This is a genomic window from Aeromonas sp. 600886 (assembly GCF_049174935.1).
GTDB classification, from domain to species: domain Bacteria; phylum Pseudomonadota; class Gammaproteobacteria; order Enterobacterales; family Aeromonadaceae; genus Aeromonas; species Aeromonas veronii_A.
In genome coordinates, this window is record NZ_JAAKUB010000009.1 from 124904 (window position 1) to 145344 (window position 20441).

The 20441-nt window shown below is 61.0% G+C and carries 20 protein-coding genes and 1 riboswitch; of the genes, 9 read left to right on the top strand and 11 right to left on the bottom strand.

Annotated elements, in window-relative coordinates:
* Positions 1 to 299: 299 nt before the first annotated feature.
* Positions 300 to 2144, bottom strand: a complete 1845-nt coding sequence (locus tag G5179_RS09465; RefSeq protein ID WP_421258259.1) for a M3 family metallopeptidase — start codon at positions 2142 to 2144, stop codon at positions 300 to 302.
* A gap of 273 nt (positions 2145 to 2417) precedes the next feature.
* On the opposite strand from G5179_RS09465, the gene G5179_RS09470 reads away from it, so the two are divergent.
* Positions 2418 to 4100 carry a methyl-accepting chemotaxis protein gene (locus G5179_RS09470; RefSeq protein ID WP_216952126.1) on the top strand — a complete coding sequence of 561 codons (1683 nt, stop codon included), beginning with the start codon at positions 2418 to 2420 and terminating at the stop codon, positions 4098 to 4100.
* 265 nt (positions 4101 to 4365) lie between these two features.
* Positions 4366 to 4451: riboswitch (cyclic di-GMP riboswitch) on the top strand.
* Positions 4452 to 4516: 65 nt separating this feature from the next.
* A complete protein-coding gene (gene gbpA / locus G5179_RS09475; protein WP_421258260.1) occupies positions 4517 to 5938 on the top strand; it encodes an N-acetylglucosamine-binding protein GbpA in 1422 nt (473 codons plus the stop codon).
* Between the two features lie 58 nt (positions 5939 to 5996).
* Here the strand turns inward: gbpA and cbl are convergent, their stop codons facing one another.
* From cbl to G5179_RS09505, 6 genes are all read right to left on the bottom strand, one after another.
* Positions 5997 to 6944, bottom strand: coding sequence for an HTH-type transcriptional regulator Cbl (gene cbl / locus G5179_RS09480; RefSeq protein WP_120414722.1), 948 nt, complete (start codon positions 6942 to 6944; stop codon positions 5997 to 5999).
* 123 nt (positions 6945 to 7067) lie between these two features.
* Entirely contained in the window at positions 7068 to 8135 is a 1068-nt protein-coding gene (locus tag G5179_RS09485) for a sulfate/molybdate ABC transporter ATP-binding protein (RefSeq protein WP_064338844.1), read from the bottom strand.
* Positions 8136 to 8158: 23 nt separating this feature from the next.
* Entirely contained in the window at positions 8159 to 9049 is an 891-nt protein-coding gene (gene cysW / locus G5179_RS09490) for a sulfate ABC transporter permease subunit CysW (protein WP_064337393.1), read from the bottom strand.
* Entirely contained in the window at positions 9046 to 9885 is an 840-nt protein-coding gene (cysT, locus tag G5179_RS09495; RefSeq protein WP_421236091.1) for a sulfate ABC transporter permease subunit CysT, read from the bottom strand. The genes cysW and cysT overlap by 4 nt, the downstream gene beginning before the upstream one ends.
* 271 nt (positions 9886 to 10156) lie before the next feature.
* Positions 10157 to 10732, bottom strand: a complete 576-nt coding sequence (locus G5179_RS09500; protein ID WP_058056497.1) for an RBBP9/YdeN family alpha/beta hydrolase — start codon at positions 10730 to 10732, stop codon at positions 10157 to 10159.
* Between the two features lie 56 nt (positions 10733 to 10788).
* Complete coding sequence (locus tag G5179_RS09505) at positions 10789 to 11790, bottom strand: sulfate ABC transporter substrate-binding protein (protein ID WP_421258261.1); 1002 nt, start codon at positions 11788 to 11790, stop codon at positions 10789 to 10791.
* 217 nt (positions 11791 to 12007) lie between these two features.
* On the opposite strand from G5179_RS09505, the gene G5179_RS09510 reads away from it, so the two are divergent.
* From G5179_RS09510 to G5179_RS09525, 4 genes are all read left to right on the top strand, one after another.
* Entirely contained in the window at positions 12008 to 13270 is a 1263-nt protein-coding gene (locus tag G5179_RS09510; protein WP_421258262.1) for an MgtC/SapB family protein, read from the top strand.
* Positions 13271 to 13356: 86 nt separating this feature from the next.
* Positions 13357 to 13947: a sugar O-acetyltransferase gene (locus tag G5179_RS09515; RefSeq protein ID WP_421258263.1), complete on the top strand. Its 591-nt coding sequence runs from the start codon at positions 13357 to 13359 to the stop codon at positions 13945 to 13947.
* Entirely contained in the window at positions 13944 to 14282 is a 339-nt protein-coding gene (locus G5179_RS09520; protein ID WP_111901039.1) for a DUF1294 domain-containing protein, read from the top strand. Before G5179_RS09515 ends, G5179_RS09520 begins: the two co-directional genes overlap by 4 nt.
* Positions 14283 to 14396: 114 nt before the next feature.
* On the top strand, positions 14397 to 14609 hold the full coding sequence (locus G5179_RS09525) for a hypothetical protein (RefSeq protein ID WP_041209029.1): 213 nt from the start codon (positions 14397 to 14399) through the stop codon (positions 14607 to 14609).
* An 83-nt stretch (positions 14610 to 14692) separates the two neighbouring features.
* On the opposite strand, the gene yrfG is transcribed toward G5179_RS09525, so the two are convergent.
* Positions 14693 to 15373, bottom strand: a complete 681-nt coding sequence (gene yrfG, locus G5179_RS09530) for a GMP/IMP nucleotidase (RefSeq protein WP_421258264.1) — start codon at positions 15371 to 15373, stop codon at positions 14693 to 14695.
* Positions 15374 to 15517: 144 nt separating this feature from the next.
* On the opposite strand from yrfG, the gene nudE reads away from it, so the two are divergent.
* The 3 genes from nudE (at position 15518) to G5179_RS09545 (ending at position 18685) form a co-directional block, all read left to right on the top strand.
* On the top strand, positions 15518 to 16126 hold the full coding sequence (gene nudE, locus G5179_RS09535; RefSeq protein WP_005340262.1) for an ADP compounds hydrolase NudE: 609 nt from the start codon (positions 15518 to 15520) through the stop codon (positions 16124 to 16126).
* A gap of 37 nt (positions 16127 to 16163) precedes the next feature.
* Positions 16164 to 16976, top strand: coding sequence for a 3'(2'),5'-bisphosphate nucleotidase CysQ (gene cysQ, locus G5179_RS09540; RefSeq protein WP_421255268.1), 813 nt, complete (start codon positions 16164 to 16166; stop codon positions 16974 to 16976).
* Between the two features lie 437 nt (positions 16977 to 17413).
* On the top strand, positions 17414 to 18685 hold the full coding sequence (locus tag G5179_RS09545) for an aromatic amino acid transport family protein (protein WP_041209026.1): 1272 nt from the start codon (positions 17414 to 17416) through the stop codon (positions 18683 to 18685).
* Positions 18686 to 18757: 72 nt separating this feature from the next.
* On the opposite strand, the gene G5179_RS09550 is transcribed toward G5179_RS09545, so the two are convergent.
* From G5179_RS09550 to metJ, 3 genes are all read right to left on the bottom strand, one after another.
* Positions 18758 to 19096 (bottom strand): tRNA-binding protein, encoded by a 339-nt coding sequence (locus G5179_RS09550; protein WP_108541080.1) that lies wholly within the window; start codon positions 19094 to 19096, stop codon positions 18758 to 18760.
* Positions 19097 to 19168: 72 nt separating this feature from the next.
* On the bottom strand, positions 19169 to 19903 hold the full coding sequence (locus G5179_RS09555; RefSeq protein WP_421258265.1) for a helix-turn-helix domain-containing protein: 735 nt from the start codon (positions 19901 to 19903) through the stop codon (positions 19169 to 19171).
* A gap of 41 nt (positions 19904 to 19944) precedes the next feature.
* Positions 19945 to 20268, bottom strand: coding sequence for a met regulon transcriptional regulator MetJ (gene metJ, locus G5179_RS09560; RefSeq protein ID WP_005340251.1), 324 nt, complete (start codon positions 20266 to 20268; stop codon positions 19945 to 19947).
* Positions 20269 to 20441: the final 173 nt, after the last annotated feature.

The following is a 20441-nucleotide window of genomic DNA, read 5'->3' on the forward strand; positions in this document are numbered from 1 at the left end:
GATGAGAATAAATAGCAGATAGTTGAATGGATCAATCTTTATGCACAAAGATGACTACAAAAAGCACTATTAACAGAAAAGACAAAAGAGCGTAACTCAGTGAATCTACTATCTTGCAGCCTGCAATTCCTATTCATGTTCATATGAATACATATCTGATGGCAAAATGCGGACCCAATCGGCAAGGCGACAAACTATGTCGCGCACCTGCCAATAATATGGCAGCGTCTGCCACGGTTACGACAACGAATAACCATGAAAAGCACAGCTCCCGGCCTGATCACCGGGAGCTGTGCGGATTATTCGGCTGAAACCGGTTTGTAATGGTTGACGATCCACGCCTCGAAGTCGGCCAGCATGCGGGTTTCCGACTCGTTGTTGTCGGCGATAAGCTCGGCGCCGTGGACCACCCGGATATGGGCATCGAGCGGGCTTTCCTCGCCAGCCGCGGGGCGCTGCTGGGCTGCGGCCATGCAGGCTTGCGCCTGTTGCCACGCCTCAGCGGCGCTCAGGTTGCACGCCTCGGCCAGCGGCACGGCACTGAAGCCTTCACCAGTCAGGCTGCGCAGGGTCTCATCATGAGTCATGCCGTTGCCCGGCCCCCAGTAGTGGGCGGCCAGATCCGGCCCGATGCGCGGGTTGTCGGTGAGGTAGCCATCGCGCTTGAGGAAGTAAGCGCGGGTCTGCTCCACCGCCATCAGCGCCAGCAGGTAGCCGTGATAGGCGCAGGCCGACTCCTGATTAAGGAGGTGCGGAATGGCCAGCAGCGGGCGCGGGCTCTCGACACCGAGGATCTTGCGCTCCCACTTGCGGGCCAGCGCCAGCACAGCCTCGGGAGTACGTTCAGCCTCATCCATGGCGTAGAGATCCCGCTCGAAGTAGGCCACCAGCGCGATCTGACGTTCGTTAAAAGCGCGAAACGGCTGACGGGCGGCGATCATCTCCTTGATAAGCGCATCGGGGATCGCCTCTCCTGCCGCATTTCTGGCGTAGCGTTTGAGCCAGTCGGCATCGTCCAGCAGGCTGTCGCAGAACATCGACTGGGTCTCGGCATAAGCCATAGAGGTGGGCGGAAACTCCTGTGAGAAGCAGGGGGCATTGCCGGTGACATTGGCAAAATGCGCGGCGTGGCCCCCCTCGTGGAACAGGGTGTTGAGCCCGCTCCAGCCGCTGCCCACCTGCGCCGGATCGGCCAGGCTGGTGAAATTGACCACCGCAGGTATCCACTCCCCCTGCTGGAAGAAGCTCGGCACCGGGCCGTGGCAGAAGCCGTTCTCGTATTTCCCCTCCCGGGTCAGCAAGTCCAGGGTGAGGGTCGCCCCGCGATACTGGATGCCGAGACGACGGAAGCTCTCGACCCAATCCTTCAGCGCCCGCGAGAAGGGCACATAAGGATCGAGCTGGCGGGTTACATCACCACTGATGGCGTAGCGCAGGTTATGGGGCATCAGGGCCGCCTCCCCCTTGGCCGCTTTCAGCTCGGCAAGGCTTTGCTGCAGCCGGGCGTCGGTGCGGGAAATGAAGTCGTCGAGGATGGCGAACAACTGCTCCGGGCTCATCTGCTCGTTCTTGCGCACCTTGTAATCGAAGTAGTCGCGATAGCCCATGGCGCTGGCAAAGCGGTTGCGCAGCGCCACCACCTCGAGAAAGCCGTTGCCGACCACCCACTGCTCCAGGGTGTGGAACATGGCGAGCGCGCTCTGGCGCACCGCCTCGCTCGGGCTGGCGGCAAGGGAGGTACTGGCGGCGGGTAGGCTACCAGCCACCTGCTGGCCATGCTCATCCAGCAGGGTCAGTTTCAGCCCCTTGCGGCGGGCGAACAGCGCCGCCTCGGCAGCCACCAGCTCATCCATCAGGGCGGCAGCGGCGGGATCTTCAATCACATTGCACTCGAAGAAGGCGATCCAGCCTTGCAGACCGCGCTTGATATCATCCTCGTCGGCCTGCGCCAGCATCTCCCGCAATTCGGGCAGACGGGCCGGATTGGCGCAAAAAGCCTTGTAGGCCTGCTCGGCCGCGGTAAAACCGGCCTGATCGTCGCTGGTACCCATATAGGTGGACCAGAACAGATCCTCCTTGCGCCTGTGTACCTGCAGATAGTCGGCGTTGAGCTGGTTGAAGTAATTCCTGGCAATGGAACTCATAAATTCCCTCTTGTTATGGGGTCACCCGCAGCGGGGCCCACTCCTTTTTTAGTGAAATGCCAAATGATTCACACTCTTTGGCAAAAATTGCGCAGGGATGCGCCTGAACACGCTACCAAAAAATGGGGAGTGCTGTCTGCTGGCTATACTGTTGTCAAAACGCTCATTTAAGGGCGCGCGACCACTGGTTAATAGTAAATAAGTTGTTACATCAAGCAATTGGCTGCCGCAGTAACGAGCCATAGAAAATCAACAGGGAATGAGGGTTTCGTCATGTTCAAGCTCGGTGATATCACCGTGAGCCGCAAATTGTTTTTGCTGCTCACGTTGGCGTTTGTCGGTTTTGTCTCGCTGCTGTTCATCTCGGCCAACGCGCTCCAGCGCAATCTGATGAGTGAGCGAGAGGCGCGGCTCAATGCGGTATTAAGCCAGGCCATGAGCCAGATCCAGTTTCTGGCCAGCACCCTGCCTATGGAGCAGGCGCAGCAAGAGGCACGCAAGCTGCTGACCAATATGCGCTTTGACGACAACAACTATCTGTTCGTGATCAATGAGAACCGCCAGATGCTGGTGCACCCCATCCGGCCGGAGCTGGTCGGCCAGACCATGGGGGAAGGAACAGGTGCCACCGCCGGGCAGTTCTGGCTGCAGATGGTCGATATTGCCAAGGGAGGCAAACAGGGCACCCTGCAATATGTCTGGAGCGGCCCATCGGGCGAAACTGCTGACAAGCTCTCCATGGTGTCAGGCTATCAACCCTGGGGCTGGATCCTCGGTTCCGGCATGCTGCTGCAGGATATCCAGCAGACCATCTGGGCCCAGTACATGAAGATGGGTAGCGCCACCGCCATTGTGACCCTGCTGATGGGGCTGCTGGGCTGGCGCATCACCCGCTCCATCGTCTCCCCCCTCAACCAGATCAACAACGCCATGCAACGGGTCGCCCAGGGGGATCTGGTGGTGAGCATCCCGGTACATGGCAAGGATGAGCTGGGCATGGTCGCCCGCTGTACCAATCAGAGTCTCGATGCCATTCGTCACGCCCTGCTGGAGGCCAGTCTGGGTGCCCGCAACGTGGCCGATGCAGCCCTGCGCATCGCCGCCTCCGCCGAGCAAACCAATCAGGCGGTGAGCAGCCAGCGGGATCAGCTGGCCCAGCTCGCCACAGCCATGAATGAGATGAGCGCCACCATCTCCGATGTGGCCGGGCATGCCGAAAATACCGCGCGGGATACCCAGGAAGCGACCGGAGAAGCTGGCCTCGGCAACCGTGACGTTCACGCCAGTGTGCACGGCATCAAGGCGCTGGCTACCGAGGTGGAGCAGGCCACCCTGCAGGTCAACCAGCTCAAAGAGGGGGTCATGCAGATCGGTGAAGTGACCGCCGTCATCAGCTCCATCTCGGATCAGACCAATCTGCTGGCTCTCAACGCCGCCATAGAGGCCGCCCGTGCTGGCGAGCAGGGGCGTGGCTTTGCCGTAGTCGCCGATGAAGTGCGCCAGCTGGCCAGTCGTACCCGCCAGTCCACCGAAGAGATCCAGAGCACCATCGCCCAGTTGCAGCAACGGGCCGTCACTGCTGCCAATGCCATGGATGCCAGCCGAAAACTGGCCGAAAGCAGCGTCAACCAGTCACAACAAGCGGGTCAGGATCTCACTCTGATCGTCAACCATATCCAGCATGTGAGCGACATGGCGACCCAGATCGCTACCGCCGCCGAACAGCAGAGCATGGTGGCCGAGGATATGAATCGCAACGTCAGCGGCATCAACGACTCGGCGCTCGAGATGTCCCAGTCCGCCTCGCAACTGGCGCAGGAGAGCGAACTGCTGGCCGGTCTCTCCCGCAGCCTGGATGAGCGGCTTGCGGTGTTCAAACTGGGCAAGGAGTCCAGCAAGACTCCTATGATGCCAACTCTACATCACTCCAATAGCGAGCAGCGCGCCCGCCATTGATGGCGTCAATCCGTGTCGCCTTGTCACTCGACCTGCCAGCTCGGCTGGCAGGTTTTTTTAAGCCGAAAAACGCGCAGCAAGCATGCATCTTATCGGCATATTCAACGGCATTCGACGCCATTCATAAACAAGAGAACAATTTAAAAACAGCCAGTTAGAACGTTTTTTGTGCCACCGGATTATGCATTTAAACATTCAACTTCAAATAATTAATCAATGCGGTGCACAATGCTGATGGCCGAACATTTGGCCCATCACTAACCATCTAGTCATTTGGCAAACTGACCGAAAGGTCGGGACGCAAAGCCTCCGGTCTACAGACGTTTTGTCCAGGATAGCGGGGTTGCCACACGCAAGTGTGCATCGGGGAACTCCCTGGCCAACTGACTGCCCACATCTATCGAACAGAGGAATGTATGGCAGCAAAAATCCAACTCAATCACATCGCGGCGGTGCTGGCCCTGCTTGCCAGCGGCAGCGCCCTGGCTCATGGCTACATCAACCAGCCAGAGAGTCGCAACTACCTGTGCAAAACCGGTGGCAATAGCCAGTGTGGCGGCGTGCAGTGGGAACCCCAGAGCGTGGAGGGCCCTTCCGGCTTCCCGCAAACCGGCCCGCAGGATGGACAAATCGCCTCGGCGGGCAGCCCGCGCTGGAGCGAGCTGAACATCCAGACCAGCGACCGCTGGACCAAGCGTGAAGTACAGCCCGGCCCCTTCGCCATTAGCTGGACCTTCACTGCCAACCACGTCACCCGCAACTGGCGCTACTACCTCACCAAGCAGGACTGGAACCCCAACCAGCCGCTCACCCGTGCCTCGTTTGACCTTAATCCCTTCTGCGTCATCGATGGCAACATGGTACAGCCGCCCAAGCAGGTGACCCACAACTGTATCCTGCCGGAGCGCACCGGTTATCAGGTGATCCTCGGCGTGTGGGAAGTGGGCGACACCAGCAACAGCTTCTACAACATCATCGATGCCAAGTTCAAAGATGGTAGCCAGCCGCCGCTGGAGTGGAGCCAGGCAGGCACCATCTACCCCTCCATCGACCTCGCGGTGGGTGACAAGGCGATGACCCGAGTATTCGATGCCAACGGCGAGCGCCCCGATCTGCAGACCGTACTGACCATCACCACCGCCGAGCAGGGCCAGAAGAACAGCTGGGCTCATGCCCTCGCCAGCAAGATCAACGCCGAACAGAGCCTGATCCGCGCCGGTCAGCAAGGAGCCGATGGCCAGTTCAATCCGGTCTACGGTATGAACCCCGTCTATCTGCATCGAGACAGCAAACTGGATCGAGTCGAGATTGACCTGCAACAGCTGCAGCCGCCGGTAGTGGACAGCATCAGCGTCAGCGGTCTGGCCAGCGACTATGTGCTGGACAACGGCAAGGCAACCCTCGATTTCACCGTCACCGCACAGGGCGATCTGGCCGTCACCAACACCCTCTATGACCACGGCGGCGTCGCCAAGGGTGAAAGTAGTGCCGACATCAAGGACAGCAGCCACACCTTTACCATGGCGCTGGAAGGGCTCAAGGCAGGTCATCACCAGCTGGTGATCAAGGCCACCCCGAAAGCGGGCGGCGAGACCATCCAGCAGACCATGGATCTGATGTTCAAGGAGCAGAGCAGCGGCGAATACGACTTCGTCTTCCCGAACTCGCTCAAATCCTATGCTGCCGGCACCAAGGTGCAGCAGCCGAAAAATGGCAAGGTCTATCAGTGCAAGCCCTTCCCCTACAGCGGCTACTGCCAGCAGTGGACCACCACAGCCACCCAGTACGAGCCGGGCATTGGCTCCCACTGGCAGATGGCGTGGGATGAAGTGAAGTAACTCGCCACCGGATAGCAGAAGGGGAGCCATTGGCTCCCCTTCTGTCGTCTCTTCCGATTCAAATCTGGAAGTCGAGGGCGGGTTCGCTGCCCATGGCGCGGGCCTGAATATCCGCCAGCGCCAGCTCGGGGTTGCAGAGCTGGATAAACTGCCAGGCAAAGTTGTGCTGGAACTGCCCCTGCTTGAGGCCAATCCAGGCGGTGTGAGGGGCAAACAGATGGCTGCCATCAAGCTGCACCAGCCCCTGATCCCGCTGTGCGTCGAACGCCATGTCGGCCAGTATGCCGACCCCCATCTCCAGCTCGACATAGGTCTTGATGACATCGGAGTCCTGCGCCGTCAGCAGGATCTGCGGCTCGATGCCAGCCGCAGCAAACGCCTCATCCACCCGCACCCGCCCGGTCAACCCGGCTTGATAGGTGACGATGGGCCAGTTGGCCAGCGCCGCCAGCGTCAGATCCCGCTCGCCAGTAAGCGGATGTTGCTCGGGCACCACGATATTGTGGTGCCAGCGGTAGTAGGGGAATGCCACCACCCCTTCGCTTTTGTCGAGCTGCTCGCTGCTGATGCCGATATCCACCTCGCCGGTCTGCACCAGCCGCACTATCTCCTCCGGGCTCCCCTGACGAAGCTCCAACTGCACCAGCGGGAACTGCTCGCGAAACGCCTTCACCACCCGCGGCAGGGCATAGCGGGCCTGGGTATGGGTGGTCGCCACCAGTAAACGTCCCGAGTCGCGGTTGGCAAAGGTGCTGGCCAGTTTGCGGATGTTGTTGGCGTCATTGAGAATGCGTTCGGCAATCACCAACAACTCCTTGCCAGGCTCGGTCATACCGAGCAGCCGCTTGCCGTAGCGGATAAAGAGCTCGATACCGAGCTCCTCTTCCAGCTCGCGGATATGGCGACTCACCCCGGATTGCGAGGTAAAAAGGGCGTTGGCCACCTCGGTCAGGTTGTAATCCCGCCGCGCTGCCTCCCGGATAATACGTAACTGCTGAAAATTCACCTTGTCGCCTCCTGCGAAGAGTGGGCGACACAATCTGCTCGCCCCTCTCGGTTTTGTTATTTGGCCGGGATCATGCCCGGCTGACAGCCTGAACCGGGCGGCCACACCGCCCGCAACACAACATCAAATCTGGTAATCGGGATAGAACTGTGCCTGTCTGGCCACCAGCCGTACCCCCTGTCCCGGAGCAAACTGCTTGGCCGCCTCCTTGCTCAGCTCCGCCTCGTAGTGGGCCCCTTTGGTCTCGCCATCGCCACGCAGCTCCACCCGAATGCGTGGCCCCATGGGCAGCAGGCGGGTAATGGTGGCGCGGATCCCGCCCGGCGCATCGGCTGGCAAAATCTCCAGTTCATGGGGACGGACATAGGCGATGGCGGCACTGCCGTGAGCAAGATGAGAAGCCGACGGCCCGCCGAGCAGCTGCTCGCCGATGCCGAATCCCTGCTCCGCCACCCGACCGCGGAACTGATTCACACTGCCGAGGAAGCTGTGGACGAAGGAGCTGGCGGGCTGGTCGTAGACCTCGGCCGGGGTGCCGATCTGCTCGACCCGGCCGGCGTTCATCAGCACCACCCGATCCGCTACCTCCAAGGCTTCTTCCTGATCGTGAGTCACGAACAGGCTGGTGACATGCAGCTCGTCGTGCAGCTCGCGCAGCCAGCGGCGCAGCTCCTTGCGCACCTGCGCATCGAGGGCGCCGAAGGGCTCGTCCAAGAGCAGAACCTTGGGCTGCACCGCCAGCGCGCGGGCCAGCGCGACCCGCTGACGCTGGCCGCCGGAGAGCTGGGTCGGATAGCGCTCGGCCACGTGGCTGAGCTGCACCAGATCCAGCAGCTCCTTGACCCGGGCACGAATGGCCGCCTCGGCCGGGCGCTCGCTGCGCGGTTTGACCCGCAGGCCAAACGCCACGTTTTCGAATACCGTCATATGGCGAAACAGGGCGTAGTGCTGGAACACGAAGCCGACGTTGCGCTCGCGCACATGGAGATCCGAGGCGTCCTCACCACGAATGATGACGTGGCCACTGTCGGCTTGCTCCAGCCCGGCGATGATCCGCAGCAGGGTGGTCTTGCCGCAACCGGAGGGGCCGAGCAGCGCCACCAGCTCACCGTCGTGAAAGTCGAGGTTGATGTCTGCCAGCGCCGCGTACTGATTGAAATACTTGTTGAGTTGTTGAACCTGAATGCTCATGGCTGCCTCTTTAAAACGGTGATTCAGTGAGATTTGGTGGGCTGGGCACGCAGCCGGGCCAACAGGGTTTCACCCAGCAGGGTGAAGATCCCGAACAGAGCCAAGAGGCTTGCCACTGCAAAGGCGGCGCCGGTCTGGTACTCGTTGTAGAGGATCTCGATATGCAGCGGCAGGGTATTGGTCTGGCCGCGAATATGACCGGAAACCACCGACACCGCGCCAAACTCCCCGACCGCACGGGCGGTACAGAGCAGCAGGCCATACATCAGGCTCCAGCGAATGCCGGGCAGGGTGACGCGCCAGAACATCTGCAGGCCGCTCGCCCCCAGCATGATGGCCGCCTCTTCCTCTTCCGGGCCGCGCGCCTCCATCTGGGGCAGCAGCTCGCGCACCACGAAGGGCACGGTGATGAAGGTGGTAGCCAGGATGATCCCCGGGGTGGCGAAAATGATCTTGATGTCGTGCTCGCTCAGCCAGTCACCAAACCAGCCGCGGCTACCGAACATCAACACCAGCATCAGACCGGCGATCACCGGCGACACCGAGAAGGGCAGATCGATGATGGTGATGAGCAGTTGCCGACCGGGAAAGCGGAAACGGGCGATGGCCCAGGCTGCCGCGATCCCGAACAGCAGATTGAGGGGAACGGCGCAGAGGGTCACCAGTGCGGTGAGACCGAGGGCGCTCAGGGCATCCGGCTCGCTGATGGCGTGCCAGAAAAAAGCTAGCCCCGGGCTCAGCGCCTGAATAAAGACGGTGGCCAGCGGCAGCAACAGCAGAGCGGCAAACCAGCCCAACCCGACCGTGATCAGCAGCCACTTGACCCACTGGGGTTCACGGATCACGACCGGTGCCTTGCGAGCAGGAGTCGCCTCCACAGAGGCCGCCTCAATGGCGATAGCAGATGAACTCATATCCGGCTCCCTCCGATGCGAGACCAGCTCCAGGCCTGCAACTTGTTGATTAGCAGTAACAAAATGAACGAAATCAGCAGCATCACCACTGCGATGGCGGAGGCACCGGCGTAGTCATACTCCTCCAGGTGGCTCATGATCATCAGCGGCGCGATTTCCGAGACCATCGGCAGGTTGCCGGCGATGAAGATGACGGAGCCGTACTCCCCCACCCCGCGGGCAAACGCCAGCGCAAAACCGGTGAGCAGGGCAGGCACCAGGGTCGGCCAGAGCACCCGCAGAAAGGTCTGCCAGCGATCTGCGCCGAGGCTGGCGGCCGCCTCCTCTTGCTCAGTTTCAGCCTCCCGCAGCACCGGCTGCAGGGTGCGCACCACAAACGGCAATCCGATAAAGGTGAGTGCGATGACCACCCCGATAGGGTTGTAGGCGAACTGGATGCCGAGCGGCGCCAGCAACTGGCCGATCCAGCCGTTGGGAGCGAAGATGGCGCACAGGGCGATGCCGGAAACGGCGGTCGGCATGGCAAACGGCAGGTCGATCAGCGCATCCACCAGACGACGACCGGGGAAGGTGTAGCGCACCAGGATCCAGGCCAGGATCAGGCCAAACAGGCTGTTGAGCAGCGCCGCGACAAAGGCCGCACCGAAGCTCAGGCGAAAGGAGGCGAGCACCCGGGGTGAACCGATCACCTGCCAGAACTCGGCGGCGGTCAGGTTGTTGACCGCAAACAGCACCAGGGCCGAGAGCGGCAACAGCACCAGCAGGCCCAGATAGAGCAGGCTGAACCCCAGGGTGGGGCCAAAACCGGGCAGGACAGAATAAGAACCAAATCGCATAACACATCCATCTGTTATGAAGAATTTTCGATATGGTGATTCTGCGCACTCCCCTCATCGGCAACAAACATCAATTGCGACTTTGCTAATCACTTTTTTGTCTAACCGCAGAGTCACAAGGCTCTTGGCGCACTCCAAATAAAAAAAGGTCTTTTATATAAATAAAAGACCTAAGAAATGGAGCAATACGGAGCGGAGCATTCAAAGAACGGGGGCATGGAGTAGCCAGCGAACAGCGCGCTCGCCAACCCTCCAACCACTTCACAGATACCTAGCGAAAGCCCAATACGACCGGCTGGGGCGATGCGATCTTGACCGGTGCCACTACCAGCTCACCACGGCGGTAGAGTGCCCCCAGCAAATGCAGCCCCTGATGCCAGTCCCCATGACCTGACTGGGCATTGATATGGCCCGCCTCACCGGCATCGAACAGCGGCACCTGCCACTGACGGCTCCAGTATTCGGCCCGTTCAAAGCTCATCCAGGGATCATTGCGGCTGGCCACCAGCTGGGCCGACACCTGCAGCGGCCCGGCCAAGGCCTCATCCGCAATGCCAAAACGGGCGGGATCGGCGGGCGCCACCAGAAAGATCGAGGCCACCTTCTCCGGCTGCAAGCGGGCCGCCGCGATGGCGGTCAGGGCGCCGAAAGAGTGGGCCACCAGATGGACCCGGCTGCGGCGACGTTTCAACTTGCTCGCCAGCTTGGCACTCCAGACCCTGAGGTCCGGCTTGTCCCACGGCAGCCCGGTCATCCGCTGCCATTGGGGAAAATGATCGTGCCAGCGGCTCTGCCAGTGATCCGGCCCACTGTTGTGCAGACCGGGAACCAGGAGGATCTTGTTCATCTTGGTGCTCCTATCGGCTGGCACAGGGGCCAGTTCAGTGATGGATAACGAAGCTATCAACGACCCGGCTGATAGATCTGGTCAAACAAACCACCCTGGGCGAAGTGTTTCTTCTGGGCTTTCTCCCAATCCCCTTCCAGATCCTTGACGGTAAAGAAGGCAAGCTGTGGGAACTGGGCTGCCGTCTCCTTCAGGATCGCCGGGTTGCTGGGGCGATAGTGATGTTTGGCGACGATATGCTGCCCCTCGTCAGAGTAGAGATAATCGAGATAGGCCTTGGCCACCGCTTCGGTACCGTGCTTCCTGGCCACCTTGTCCACCACCGCGACCGGCGGCTCCGCCAGAATGGAGACTGAAGGCACCACCAGCTCGAACTTGTCGCTGGCACCCGCCTGACCAAGCACCAGCAGGGCTTCGTTCTCCCACGCCAGCAGCACGTCACCGAGACCGCGCTCGGTAAAGCTGGTGGTGGCACCGCGGGCGCCTGAGTCCAGCACCTTCACGTTCTTGAATAGATCGCCAACAAACTGCTTGGCCCCCTCTTCACTGCCGCTCTTCTTCAGGGCATACCCCCAGGCGGCCAGATAGTTCCAGCGTGCCCCGCCGGAGGTCTTGGGGTTGGGAGTCACGATGGCGACATCCTTGCGCACCAGATCATCCCAATCCTTGATCTGCTTGGGATTGCCCTTGCGCACCAGGAAGACAATGGTGGAGGTATAGGGCGAGGCGTTGTTGCCGAGTCGGCTCTGCCAGTCGACAGCGGTCAGCCCCGCCTTGGCGATGGCGTTGACATCGTAGGCGAGCGCCAGCGATACCACGTCGGCCTCCAGTCCATCCACCACGGCGCGGGCCTGTTTGCCGGAACCACCGTGAGACTGGCTCACCACCACGTCGTCACCGGTTTTGGCCTTCCACTCCTTGGCAAAGGCGGCGTTGTACTCCTGAAACAGCTCGCGGGTCGGATCGTAAGAGACATTGAGCAGGCGGATCTCGGCGGCATTGGCCTGACCAAATGCCAGCAGAGAGAGCAGGGTCAGGGCGGTCATTCGCAGTTTCATGGTGATTCTCCATATCTTGTTGGGTTGAGAACAGCATGCCGTGGAGTTGTTATGCCCAGAAGAAAGAAATAACTCTTTGCTTATCTCTTTTTCTCATATCAACTCAGCCACCCGCACCGGGAGCCGGACGCAGACTCTGTGAGCCATGCCCCTCTGCCTGCTTACGTCCTGTGCCATCATGGGAACAAGGCAGGCAGATGACGAAAAGGAAGTCGTTATGTGGATCAATGCAGAACCGGTCAACGGAGCCCTGGTCTCGCTGGCCATCGGCCTTATCATCGGGCTGGAGCGGGGCTGGCAGGTGCGCCAGCTGGGGGATAACCAGCGCATCGCCGGGATGCGGACCTACGGCCTCATCGGCCTGCTCGGCGGGGTATGCGGTTTGCTGCTGCCCACTCTGGGCCCCTGGCTACCGCTGCTCGGCCTGCTGGCGGTGGTGATCGGCTGCGGCCTCTCGGTCTGGCTGGCCCAACGCTGGCAGGGGGAGTTTGGCCTCACCAGCTCGGTGGCCATGCTGCTCACCTATTTGCTGGGGCTGATGTCGGTGCTGCTCAGCCCGAGCGAGGCGGTGGCCTGCGCCGTGCTGGCCGCCCTGCTGATGGGGCTCAAGGGCAAGATCCAGCAGGGGATGCTGTTTCTGAGCGAAACCGAATTCCACGCCACCCTGCGTTTTCTGCTTATCTCGCTGGTGCTGCTGCCGGTGCTACCCAACGAGGAGATGGGCCCCCTTGATGCCTTCAACCCCTTCAAGATCTGGCTGATGGTGGTGGTTATCGCCGGCATCTCGTTTTGTGGCCACTTCGCGGTACGCCTGCTCGGCACTCGCGCCGGGCTGGTGCTCACCAGCATACTGGCGGGACTGGCCTCCTCCACCGCCCTCACCCTGCAGTTCGCCCGCCTCAACAAGGAGCAGGGCGGGCTGGAGCGACTACTGGCTACCGGCATCCTGCTGGCAGGGGCCACCATGTGGCTGCGGCTGCTGGTGCTGGTGCTGCTCATTCACAGCGAACTGGCGATGCGCCTCGCCGCCCCGCTCGTGCTGCTGGCTACCACGGTGTACGGCTTTGCCTTCTGGTTCTGGCGCCAGCGCGAGGAGCTGACCGACGGCCCGGTAAAACCGGAAACCAGCAACCCGCTCGATCTCGCCACCGCCATCAAGTTCGGCCTGCTGCTGGCACTGATCGGCTTTATGGCCACCCTGCTGCAAGACAGGGTGGGCAACTCGGGGGTCTATCTGCTGGCGCTGGTCTCGGGGATCACCGACGTGGACGCCATCACCTTGTCGCTCTCCCAGCTCTCCCACAAGGAGCTGGCGCTGGAGGTGGCCGCCCGCGGCATCCTGCTCGCCGGGCTGGTCAACTCGCTGGTGAAGGGGCTGCTGGCCCTTGGCATTGGCGGTCGCAGTCTCGGGCTGCGGGTGCTGCTCCCCTACTTCGTCTCGGCCCTGCTGATCCTGCCCCTCGTCTGGCCCGCAGGTTGACGGGGATCACCTGCAACAAGTGACAGACTGACGGCGCCCCAGACAGTCACGTATACTGCCCCCTCTTGCAGCATGAGGAGGTAGCAATGGCGAGCGACTGGGACAAGGTACTGGCTGGCGGGGCACTGGACAGCCAGAGCGAGGAGATTGCGAACGACCGGATCCGCGGTCAGGCGCTGCTGGCCCGGCTCAATGGTTCATCGGCGGGCGATGGCCCTCTGCGCCAGCAAATTTGCCGCGAGCTGTTCGGCCACTGCCCCGACTCCTGCTGGATCAGCACGCCCTTCACCTGCGAATTCGGCCGCAACATTCATATCGGCGATAAGACCTTCTTCAACTTCAACGTCACCATTCTCGACGTGGGCGAGGTACACATCGGCAGCCATGTGCTGCTGGCCCCCAACGTGCAGATCTACACCGCCACCCACACCATGAACTATCTGGAACGACGCAACTGGACCGCCTACAACAAGCCGGTGCGGATCGGCGATGACTGCTGGATCGGCGGCGGCGCCATCATCTGCCCCGGCGTCACCATAGGGCCGCGCTCCATCATAGGTGCCGGTGCAGTGGTCACCCGCGACATCCCGGCCGACTCGGTGGCAGTGGGCAATCCGGCCAGGGTGATCCGCACCCTCAAGCAGGATGAGGAGCGCTGCTGGGAGCTGGCCCAATGATGGCGCTGGCGCTGCTGCCACTGGGCGCCGCCCTCTGGCTCGGCCTCGGCGAGCAGCAGTGGTGGCCACTGGCCGCACTGCTGACCATGAGTCTGCTGACGCTGGCAGCCTACGCCTGGGACAAGCGGCAGGCGGTGCGGGGCGAGTGGCGCATTCCCGAATCGAGGCTCCATCTGCTGGAGCTGTGCGGTGGCTGGCCGGGGGCACTGGTGGCCCGCCAGTGGCTGCGTCACAAGACCCAGAAGCGCAGCTACCGGCTGGTCTTCTGGTTTATCGTGCTGCTGCACCTCACCCTGTGGGCGCTCTGGGTCGGTCGGCCACTCTGGCAGCAATAGCTGTCTGCGTCACAAAGGGACAATGGGCCCCATTGCGGCCGCCCGACGGCTGTGAGAAAACAGAGCAGATCTCATCAGCGTTTTCGCCGTCTATAGACGACAAGGAGTCGTGACATGACCATGTGGACAGGCATAGTCCTGATCGTATTTATCAGCGTATTGTTCGGATATCTCGGCAAGCGGGCCCGCTACCAGATGGGGGATGCCCGCATCACCGACCGCCTCGGCAGGCAGGATATGATCATCAGAGAGTTGCAGGAGCGGATCGCCAATCTGGAGGCGATTGTCATCGAGGAAGAGAAACGGCGACCGTTCCGGGAGCTGTGATTTTTTCACCGCCAGGTTTCAGATACTGAGAGGGCTGCACGATGCAGCCCTCTCTCGTTTGAACAGATTCCGTTTAAACAGATTCAGATGGCCAGCGGCAGCAACTCGGCATAGTCGCGGATCGCCGGAAAAGCGGCAATGCTCTGCTCCGGCTTGCAGCTATCCGGATTCTGGATCGCCAGCTGATAGCCGATGCCATAGTCGGCGGCAGCCCGCAGGATCCGCTCGCTATCATCCACAAACAGGGTGCGGGCCGGATCGAACGCCAGCCGCTCGGCCAGTGCCTGCCAGCAGTGTTGGCTCTCCTTCGACCAGCCCAGCTCATGGGTACTCACCATCAGATCCAGATGGTTGCTTAGTCCGAGCTGCGCATCCTTCACCGACAGACTGGCGGGGTGGGCATTGGTGAAAAGCACCAGCTGCTTGCCCGCGGCACGCAGCTCGGCCAGAAAGGGGATGGCGTGGGGACGCCACTGGATCTTCGCCAGCAGCTCCTGCTTGATGGCACGAATATCGAGCCCCAGGGTCTCGCTCCAGTAATCCACGCAGTACCAGTTGAGGGTGCCGTTGACGGCGTGATAGTGGACGTCGATCTGCGCTTTGGCTTCATCCAGCGGCAGACCGAGCCGCTCGGCGTAACGCTCCGGCACCAGCTGCTGCCAGAGGTGGTTGTCAAAATGCAGATCGATCAGGGTGCCATCCATATCGAGCAAGACGGTATCTATCTGGTGCCAGGGCAAGGTGGTGGAGCAGGAGTGTGGCATCGGGCCTCTTGATCGCTGATCTCGGAAAACGGGGCGGCAGTATAACGGATTTTTCCTCCCCCTTTGCCCTCCCTGGCCCGTGGTGTTCGGTGTGAGAGTCGTTTACTCTTGAAGCACGATTTTTTAACGAGCAGCCAGCGTCCGATGAGCGACCCCCACAAGAGCAAACCCGAGCACATCTCAGCCGACCAACTGGATCACCCCAAGAGCAAGCCGGAGATCCTCAAAGCCGATATCGTCGCCGAGAGCCGACTGTTCAAGGTGGAATCGCTACACCTCAAGTTCTCCAATGGCGAAGAGCGGGTCTACGAGCGGATGCGCGGCGGCAATCGTGGCGCCGTCATGGTGGTGCCGCTGTTCGATGCCCACACCCTGCTGCTGGTGCGCGAGTATGCCGCAGGCACCCACTCCTACGAGCTGGGCTTTCCCAAAGGGCTGATCGACCCGGGCGAAGATGCCTTCGAGGCGGGCAACCGGGAGCTGATGGAGGAGGCGGGCTTTGGCGCCAACAGCCTGACCCTGCTCAAGCAGGTGTCGCTGGCCCCCGGCTACTTCTCCAGCCGGATGGATATTTTGCTGGCCCGGGATCTCTTCCCCGAGCAGCGGATCGGCGACGAGCCTGAGCCCCTTGAGGTGATCCCCTGGCCACTCAACCGGATCGACGAATTGCTGGCGCGACCCGACTTCACCGAGTCGCGCAGCATCAGTGCCCTGCTTTTGGCCCAGAAGTGGCTGGCGGAGCAGGCAGAGTAGCCCGCAGACGGGCAGTTAACAGACAGAGGATAACGAGATGCAGGAGTTGTTGGCCTGGGTGCCGGGGGTCAAGGAGATTGCCCGCGAAGCCGGAAGGATCCTTCACGACATCTATCACGGCGGTCAGTTCGAGCGTCAGCTGAAGGAGGATACGACCCCGGTCACCAGTGCCGATCTTGCTGCCGATGCCTACCTCAAACAGGCACTGTCGGCGCTCACTCCCCACGTTCCCGTGCTGACCGAAGAGGCGGCCGACATCCCCTTCAGCCAGCGATCCAACTGGCGGCAGTACTGGCTGGTGGATCCTCTCGACGGTACAGGTGAGTTCATCGCGGGTAGCGGCGACTTCGCCACCCTGATCGCCCTGGTGCGGGACAATGTGCCGGTGCTCGGGGTCATCTACGCCCCCGAGTCCAACGTGCTCTACTGGGCGGTGCGCGGCTACGGCGCCTTCAAGGAGGTGAATGGCGAGGTACTGCCCATCAGCGCCATGCATCACGAGCATGACCAGCCCGACTCACTGGTGGTGGCCATCAGCCGCCGCCAGAAGCTGGAAAACCTCACCCGCCGTCTCAACCCGGCCATCAACTACGAGCTGATCCCGCTCGGCTCCAGCTCCCTCAAATCCTGTCTGGTGGCGGAAGGGGCGGCCGATTGCTACGTGCGGCTCGGCCCCACCGGCGAGTGGGACACCGCCGCCGCCCAGTGCATCGTCGAGGCGGCCGGTGGCCGTATCCTCAGCCTGGCGTTGCAGCCACTCAGTTACAACGAAACCGAGTCGCTGGAGAACCCTGACTTTATCGTGATGGGGGATCCGGATCTCGCCTGGGGCAACATTCTGGCCCACTAGGCGGATAGCGATGTCATCACACCAGACAAGCAGGCGGCCCGATGGCCGCCTGCTTTTTCAGGGAAGTTGCCCCGGGTGATGGCCGGTGTGATCCGCTGGTCAAGGTGCTCTTGAACAGCGTGATACGCTGGCAAAGCGGCAAAATGATAGTGAAACATCACAATCGGTCGGCGAGATATGGTGCGATTTTTCACGTAATCCTGAAAACACCTGATTAGCCAAAATAAAAAAATGATAGTAGATCAAATTTTGGTTTTATATTTCACAAAAATAACCAATATCAGTTTTGTTCCATTCTGTGAACCAGATTCCATTCCCAATCTCGCTGGCTAAACCCCGCAATGGCAGTGATATGTTTCAGTCTCGCTTTTTGAGAATTAAATCCCGATAAACCACAATAAACTCAGATTAAAACACTAACAAAAAGTGAATTAGTAATGAGTTTATCTGTAGAGGCTACCAAGGAGCTATCCGGTTCCTGCTCCACCACGTCCAGCACCACCCGCTGGCGCCGTCACGACACCCACTGGGTCATCAGTCTGTTTGGCACCGCCGTTGGCGCCGGTATCCTGTTCCTGCCCATCAATCTGGGTCTGGGCGGGATCTGGCCTCTCGTCATCGTCGCGGTACTGGCAGGCCCCATGACCTTCCTGGCCCACCGCGGGCTGGCACGCTTCGTGCTCTCCTCGTCACGCCCCCACGCCGACTTCACCGAAGTGGCGGAGGAGCATTTCGGCAAGATGGCCGGGCGCCTCATCTCGGCGCTCTACTTCCTCTCCATCTTCCCAATCCTGCTCATCTACGGGGTCGGGCTGACCAACACGGTGGAGAGCTTTATGGTCAACCAGCTCGGCATGGCGACCCCGGATCGGGTGATGCTCTCCGGCGTGCTGGTATTCGCCATGATCGCCGTGATGCTGGCGGGTGAGAAAGCGATGCTGCGCGCCTTCGCCTTTATGGTCTATCCGCTGGCGGCCATTCTGGCGGCGCTCTCCTGCTACCTGATCCCTCAGTGGCAATGGCCGGAAGTGACCGCGTTTGAAGGGGTCAGCTTCCTCAACACCGTCTGGCTGGCGCTGCCGGTCACCGTGTTCGCCTTCAGCCACGCCGCCGCCATCTCCGGTTTTGCCAACGTGCAGCGCCGTGAATATGGCGAGCAGGCGGAAGCCAAGAGCGGCCTGATCCTGCGCAACACCACAGTAATGCTGGTGGGCTTCGTGCTGTTCTTCGTCTTCTCCTGCGTGCTGAGCCTCTCGCCAGCCCAGCTGGCCGAAGCCAAGGCCCAGAACGTCTCTGTGCTCTCCTATCTCGCCAACATCACCGACAACCCGGTGATCGTGACTCTGGGGCCGCTCATCGCCTTTATCGCTATCAGCTCCTCCTTCCTCGGCCACTTCCTCGGTGCCCGCGAAAGCCTGAAAAGCCTGATCGCCAAGCCCACCGGCCTGCCGCTGGCCAAGGCGGACAAGGTCGGCATCGCCCTGATGTTCTTCTCTATCTGGGGCGCCGCCGTCATCAACCCGGGCATTCTGGGGCTGATGGAGACCCTCTCCGGCCCGGTCATCGCCATGATCCTGTTCATCATGCCGGTGATTGCAATCTACAAGGTGGAGGCGCTGGCCCGCTTCCGTCACGGCTGGACCAACGGCTTTATCCTGCTGACCGGTTCGCTGGCGGTATCGGCGCTGATCTTCAGCCTGTTGAAGTAACGACTCGCAGCAGAAAACAAAAAAGAGAGGCGACCCCGGGGTCGCCTCTCTTGTCTCTGTTCGGGTATGAACTCAGCCCAGCTTGGCGCCGTTCTCCACCGCCTGCTCGGGAATAGCCATCACTACGGCGCCATCCGGCCGATAGAAACCGGTCAGCAGAAACTCCGACTGAAACGGGCCAATCTGTTTGGTCGGGAAGTTGACTACGGCGATGATCTGGCGGCCCACCAGCTGCTCTGGCTGGTAGAGGGCGGTGATCTGGGCACTGCTCTTGCGAACCCCCAGTTCAGGGCCAAAATCCGCCCACACCTTGTAGGCCGGTTTGCGCGCTTCGGGGAACGGCTCGACCCGCACCAGGGTGCCCACCCTCAGCTCCACCATCTCGAAATCCTGCCAGCTAATCGTCTCCATTTCGGCTCCTGTTTATCGTGCACCTTGCATGACCCGCAGCATGGCCCAAAGAGAGCATCCCGTCTTCGGCGATCAGCCGTTTCGTTGCGGCAGGCGGCCGTTTTGCTGACGCCAGAGGGATGGAGTGAGCCCGCTCTCGGCCAGGAAGCGCTCGCTGAAGGCCCCCTGATTCTGGTAACCGCAGCGGCTGGCAATCTCGCCAACAGGCAGTTGCGTACCGGCAATCAGGGTGCGCGCCAGTGCCATGCGCCGACTGCGAATGTAGTGGGAGACACTCACCCCCAACTGCTGGCGAAAGGCGAGCTTGAACTGGCTCTGGCCAAGACAGGCGATGGCGGCGAGTTGCTGATTGGTCAGCGGGGCGGCAAGGTTGGCCTCGATATGGCGCTGCACCTTGAGGATGCGAGCGGCAAGACGCGGAGTGGCAGTGCTCTGCATCCCCTGCCCTTCCGCCAGCAGGGAGAGCCACACCTGCTCCATGCCCGCCACCTGCCGCCCCTCGGCCACCATGCGGTGCAGAAACGCGAGGTAGTGGCGCTGGGGCTCATCCAGCTCGATAAAGGGGTGAGCTGCCAGATCTCCGGGCAGCCAGTCGCTCTCCTGCACCAAAAACGAAAGCGCAGGATCGGCGGCGTAGTCGTGCCGCTCGCCGGGAGCGATGATGCAGGCAGAACCGGGGACAAGCCTGTGCCCCCGGCCCTGCACCTCGATCTCGAGGGGGCCGTCGAGGGGGATCACCAACTGGGCAAAGTCGTGACTATGGCTGCAAACGTGGTGGTGATAGTGGCGCAGGCTGAAGCGGGACATGGCAGATAGCAATGACGCGGCCAGGGCCGCGTCATTGGGGGTTATTCCTTGTCGAAATCTTCGATCTCTTTGCCCAGCGCCTCCATGATGGCGCGCGCTTCGGCCGGGACGCTGTCCGGTTGATCCTTGCGCAAATCTTCGTCGCAAGGGAGTGGCTGGCCGGTGAAAGCGTGCAGGAAGGCTTCACAGAGCAGCTCGCTGTTGGTCGCATGACGCAGGTTGTTCACCTGACGGCGGGTGCGCTCATCGGTCAACACTTTCAACACCTTGAGCGGGATCGAGACGGTAATCTTCTTGACCTGTTCGCTCTTCTTACCGTGTTCCGCGTAGGGGCTGACGTAGTCGCCGTTCCACTCTGTTCCCATGACTCACCTGTTCTCATTTAGCCGTGAGCGCGGATTTTAACCCTTAAGGAAATTAATGGCAATCCAACAGCAAAGCCATTTAGACGTCTGGAAGTGTTGACGGCTTTTTTTAGCTGGCGTAGTGTGGTTGACCATGAGCCCGCAATGGCGGGATGGCGCGTGGCAGCAAGATG